We start from the raw sequence: 4,764 nt of genomic DNA on the forward strand, positions 1-4,764 counted from the left end.
GGTTGCTCCTACAAGTGCACTGCTGCTGGTGGGGAAGTTCCTTGTTGTTGGAACAAGCATCGTGAAGTACTCGACTTTACCGTTTCTGACCTTTGCCAGGTGTACATCACAGCCTCTTGGGGCTTCATTTGCCGCCCATCCGACTGAGCCGTCGCCCTGTGGGATCACGTCTGCAAGGACTGATGCCGAGCAGTCGAGCGCATCTGCTGCCTCGATGATCTTGTAGAAACAGTCCATGTACTCCATCTGTCGTGCGATCTGCAGTCCGATGGCTCCCTTCTCGTCATAGTTCTTGAACTGGACGAGACGGGCACGGGGTCCGACTTCAACAGGCTGACCGTCATAGAGCGGAACACCGGTGCAGGCTTCCATCTGTGGCCAGGCTTTTGTACCTGCCTTTGTGGTGCCGCCGACCGGGTAGGATGGATCTTCAAGTGTGATCTCTTCTTCACCCATATACCAGTCCCATGGCCGGACTTCGGTCCAGCGCTCGGGGAACCAGCCGGGGTTCTCATCAAGTGAGCTGCTGCCGTAGACCGGGTCCGCTGCCATGTAGCCCTGGTTGTGGTATCCGAGGTCTTTTGGTATCGGAATTTCTTTACCGCCAACTTCTGCCCAGTCGCGTTTCTGGTAGTTACGGAGCACTGCAATCATGAACTCCATCTGCTCGCGTGCAAGCGGAAGCCCCATCTTTGCCAGATCAAGGACCTTTGCCCTTGCCCTCGGGGTGAGGTTCTTGTACATACCGCCGACACGGGGGTTTGAGGGATGAATCGCTTCACCGCCGACGATCTCACCGATCGTCTGGCCGACCATACGGAGGGTCTGGATACGTTTTGCAACGCTTCTGACCGGCTCTTCAGGTGTGAAGGGATTGATCTTCGTGTCTGTTCCGGGTATATACATATCCGGCAGTGTCAGTATGTTATGAAGTGCATGGCTGTGAATCCTGTTTGCACACTGGAGCATAAGCCTGAGAAGGAATGCATCCTCTGGGATCTCACATCCGATTGATGCCTCCATCGCTTCTGTTGCTGCGAGGGTGTGGGCAATCGGACAGATACCACAGACACGTGATGCGATCTTTGGGACTTGCTCCATCGTCTTGCCTATGGCAAGCTTTTCAATACCCCTGACAGGAGTAATGGAGAGCCAGTCTCCACGCTCGACTATACCGTCATCATTGACCTTTAAGACGAGCTTGGAGTGGCCTTCATGCCTTGTGGTTGGGGAAATTTCTACTACTTTCGACAATGTTATCGCCTCATCCAAAATGTGGTGGTCGATTTGCTATACGTCTATTATTCCTGTGCGGTTATGACACGTACCAAAGTACGCTCAAGAGCATTAGATCAATAACGTTAATTATAGTTTGGGATATTAACATCCAACAGATGTTAATTATTTAATTTTAAATAACAATAAGTAATACAAATAGTATATAACGTAATAATATAATTACGTACAGCCATATATCAGCAATATTTCTCCTTTTTGGTTAAAGATTGGTTATGCGCTCTTTTTACGGGAAAAGAGCTCTTTACCACGCATATGAAGGGAATTAACACCACATATGAGGATAACCGCACATATTTTTATACAGGATTAAGTATAGCATATAAATTTTACGCACGGTCGTTGAAAAAAATAGTTGGATTAATCGCCGTTTAACTCGGCATAGAGTTCTGCAAGGGTAGCATGCCGCTCAGCATATGCATCATGCTGGTGAATGCTCTCTTCATTGGTCTGGCGTATGGTGATATAGGCATCTCCCGGAAGATGACCAAAGACACTCACCACTTTTTTTGCCATCTCTCTGACGCAGTCCTCAACGAAACGCGGATTTTTATGGGCTTCCATTACGACATAACTCTCGTCCCCACGTTTGAGCAGTTCATAGATCTTCCCGCTCATCGATTCTTTCAGGACATTGATGACATCCTCGAGGGGAACATGCTGATCGTCATCGGTCTCGATACAGAGGAAACCCTTTCCACGCTGATTATGGGTTGCCATTGGGACCTCATCAAAGAATTTTCCGATCTTCTCATGATCAACATCAAGAGATTCGAGCACCTGCATGGCATGATCCTTCATGATATTCTGGGCACATGGGCAGGCAGTCATTCCTGTCACCTCTGCTCCGATGCTCTTTCGGATGATCGGCTCTCTGGCAGTCCGCTGAGCGATCGCACGTGCATGTACTGTAACAACCTCATGGCATTGTGTCCGGGTGACCGGAGTCTCCCTCTTCACCATATAGGCACTCTTCATCAGAACTTCTGTTCTCTCGGCATATTCATGCCGATCGAGAAGTTTTCTGGCTACAGTGCTGCAGACCTCTTCGATCTCATTCACGTCACCACTGGTTGCCTGTTGAAGCACGTCATCGATCACTTCGAAATTTCTTGACAGGTTTGCACCTTTCAGAGATCCCGGGAGGTCAACGTAGATATCAAATGTTGATATGAATATTGCCGGACGCTTTCCGGCACGTACAACTTCCACAAGTTTTCGTACATTTCGGACACCCACCCGGCTCAGATTGATCCGGATATCGGGGATAGTGGACTGAATATCTGACAGTTCCATGCGAAAAAACCTCTATGTTATGCCTTCATGAAAGAAGATCAGGCTATAAAAGTATAGTGAGGTTATGACCCGGAGTATAATATATTTATGTAGACTCACACCGCATTAGATGTGGAAATACTATGGTTCAGAAGTACTATGACGCAGACGCCGATCTCGCTCTCCTGAAAGGGAAGAAGATCGCCGTCATCGGCTACGGCTCACAGGGTCGCGGCCAGGCATTGAACCTTCGCGACAGCGGACTCGATGTCATCATCGGTCTTCGCCCCGGTAAGAGTTGGGATGAGGCAAAGAAAGACAGCTTTGAGGTCTATACAGTTGCAGAAGCAGTGAAAAAGGCAGATCTTGTTCAGATCCTTCTTCCTGACGAAAGCCAGGCGGCAGTCTTCCGAACCGAGATCGCCCAGAACCTGAAGAAAGGTGCCTATCTCATCTTCTCTCACGGATTTAACATCCACTACGGCCAGATCGTCCCTCCAGAGACGGTTAACGTCTTCATGGTCGCCCCAAAAGGCCCCGGTTACATGGTGCGCCGCACCTATACCGAGGGAATGGGTGTCCCTGCACTCATTGCAGTGTATCAGGATGTGAGCGGCAACTCACGCGCACTTGCCCTTGCCTATGCAAAGGGTATCGGAGCAACCCGCGCAATGGTTCTTGAGACGACCTTCCGTGAAGAGACCGAGACGGACCTCTTCGGCGAACAGGCAGTACTCTGCGGCGGGATCACCTCACTCATCAGGGCAGGATTTGAGACTCTTGTTGATGCAGGCTACAGCCCGGAGATGGCATACCTTGAAGTCCTTCATGAGACGAAGCTGATCATCGATCTCATCTATGAGGGTGGATTCACGAAGATGCGCAGGTACATCAGCAACACCGCCCAGTACGGCGATCTGACCCGGGGCCCCCGTGTCATCGGTCCTGAGAGCCAGATGGAGATGCAGGAGATCCTCGCCGAGATTCAGAACGGCACCTTCGCAAAGGAATGGATCCTTGAGAATATGGTCGGCAGACCCGTCTTTAACGCACTGACCCGTGCCGATGAAGAACATGAGATTGAGTATGTCGGAGCCGAACTTCGTAAAGACATGCCTCAGTTTAAAAATAAATAACTCTATTTTCTTCACACTTTTTATTACCAATAAGATCGCATACGGCAGTATGCGCACCATCTGTATCTACCATAGCGAGACAGGGCATACTCATGCGGTGATGGAAGAGCTGGCAAAATCCGTCGGTGCTGAACTCATCAGGGTAAAGGACAGGAGCGGATATGGTAAAGCAACAATGTACCTGATAGGTGCACCGAAAGCACATATGGGGGCTCTTGCCGATATCGATCCGGATACGATCGATGTAGCAGGATACGATCTTATCATCATCGGCACTCCGGTCTGGGCATTTCGTCCGACACCTGCGGCAAATTCGATCATGAAGGCCATACAGAACAGCACAGGAAAAAAAGTTATCATCGTCTGCACCTCAGGAGGCTCACCCGGAGAGACACTCCCGATTATGTCGGAGCGTGCGGCGGCACTTGGGATGGACGTCATCAGCCGCCACCATATCAGCTTCACCATGCGGGGAGTGCGGGATGAAGAGGAGATTACAGCCCTGAAGAGGGCTGTCTGGGATCTTGCCAGATCCTAATGTGCTCTCATCAGATGACGGATTGTGCCAGAATATCCGGCCAGATCCTCCGGAGTGATCGTGATCGTGCCATCGGCGGATCTGATCCTGAGGGCGTCACCACCGACTGTGCCAAGGATGGCATGCGGGAGTGCACTCAGGACAGAAGGATCGCTGACAGCCACAAGGAACCTCGCATATGACTCTGAGAAGAGGGTCGTTATCGGATCTCCCGGAATTGTAACAGATGAACAGGGAGCGATCTTTGTGAGGGCTTTGAGGAGTCCGGCACGAGAGAGGTCTGTTGCCGCAAGAAGTTCACCCTTTCTGACGAGATCACGGATAGCCGTTACAATCTGAACTTCCCCGGCAGAGGGTGCTTCTCCGCCGCATCCGGTGACACAGTCAAGGATCGAACCTCCGAGAGCCTGCTCTGTCGTTCCGACAAGGACAAGAGTTGCACCCGCAGGAGGCCGGTTACAGGTGATGAGTTCGCCCACTCCAACCATCCCAAGCATCGGAGTCGGTTTGATCTGAGTC

The 4,764-nt window shown here is 50.7% G+C and carries 4 protein-coding genes and 1 pseudogene; 2 read left to right on the forward strand and 3 right to left on the reverse strand.

Annotated features, from left to right (window positions below; translation table 11 throughout):
- Together frhA and mptA are read right to left on the reverse strand one after the other, a co-directional pair.
- On the reverse strand, positions 1 to 1,254 hold a 1,254-nt coding region (gene frhA / locus Q7V06_RS07125; RefSeq protein ID WP_304840034.1), incomplete at its 3' end, for a coenzyme F420 hydrogenase subunit alpha.
- Positions 1,255 to 1,656: 402 nt separating this feature from the next.
- The gene (mptA, locus tag Q7V06_RS07130) at positions 1,657 to 2,592 is read right to left on the reverse strand and encodes a GTP cyclohydrolase MptA (protein WP_304840036.1); all 936 of its coding nucleotides are present in this window, start codon (positions 2,590 to 2,592) and stop codon (positions 1,657 to 1,659) included.
- Positions 2,593 to 2,714: 122 nt separating this feature from the next.
- On the opposite strand from mptA, the gene ilvC reads away from it, so the two are divergent.
- Both ilvC and Q7V06_RS07140 read left to right on the forward strand, forming a co-directional pair.
- Positions 2,715 to 3,707, forward strand: coding sequence for a ketol-acid reductoisomerase (gene ilvC / locus Q7V06_RS07135; RefSeq protein WP_304840039.1), 993 nt, complete (start codon positions 2,715 to 2,717; stop codon positions 3,705 to 3,707).
- A gap of 49 nt (positions 3,708 to 3,756) precedes the next feature.
- Positions 3,757 to 4,245: a flavodoxin gene (locus Q7V06_RS07140; RefSeq protein ID WP_304840041.1), complete on the forward strand. Its 489-nt coding sequence runs from the start codon at positions 3,757 to 3,759 to the stop codon at positions 4,243 to 4,245.
- Here the strand turns inward: Q7V06_RS07140 and Q7V06_RS07145 are convergent.
- A pseudogene (locus Q7V06_RS07145) lies at positions 4,242 to 4,764 on the reverse strand (phosphoribosylformylglycinamidine synthase II); the annotation flags it as partial. The gene Q7V06_RS07140 and the pseudogene Q7V06_RS07145 overlap by 4 nt on opposite strands.

Source organism: Methanocalculus sp. (assembly GCF_030651615.1).
In the GTDB taxonomy this organism is placed as follows: Archaea; Halobacteriota; Methanomicrobia; order Methanomicrobiales; family Methanocorpusculaceae; genus Methanocalculus.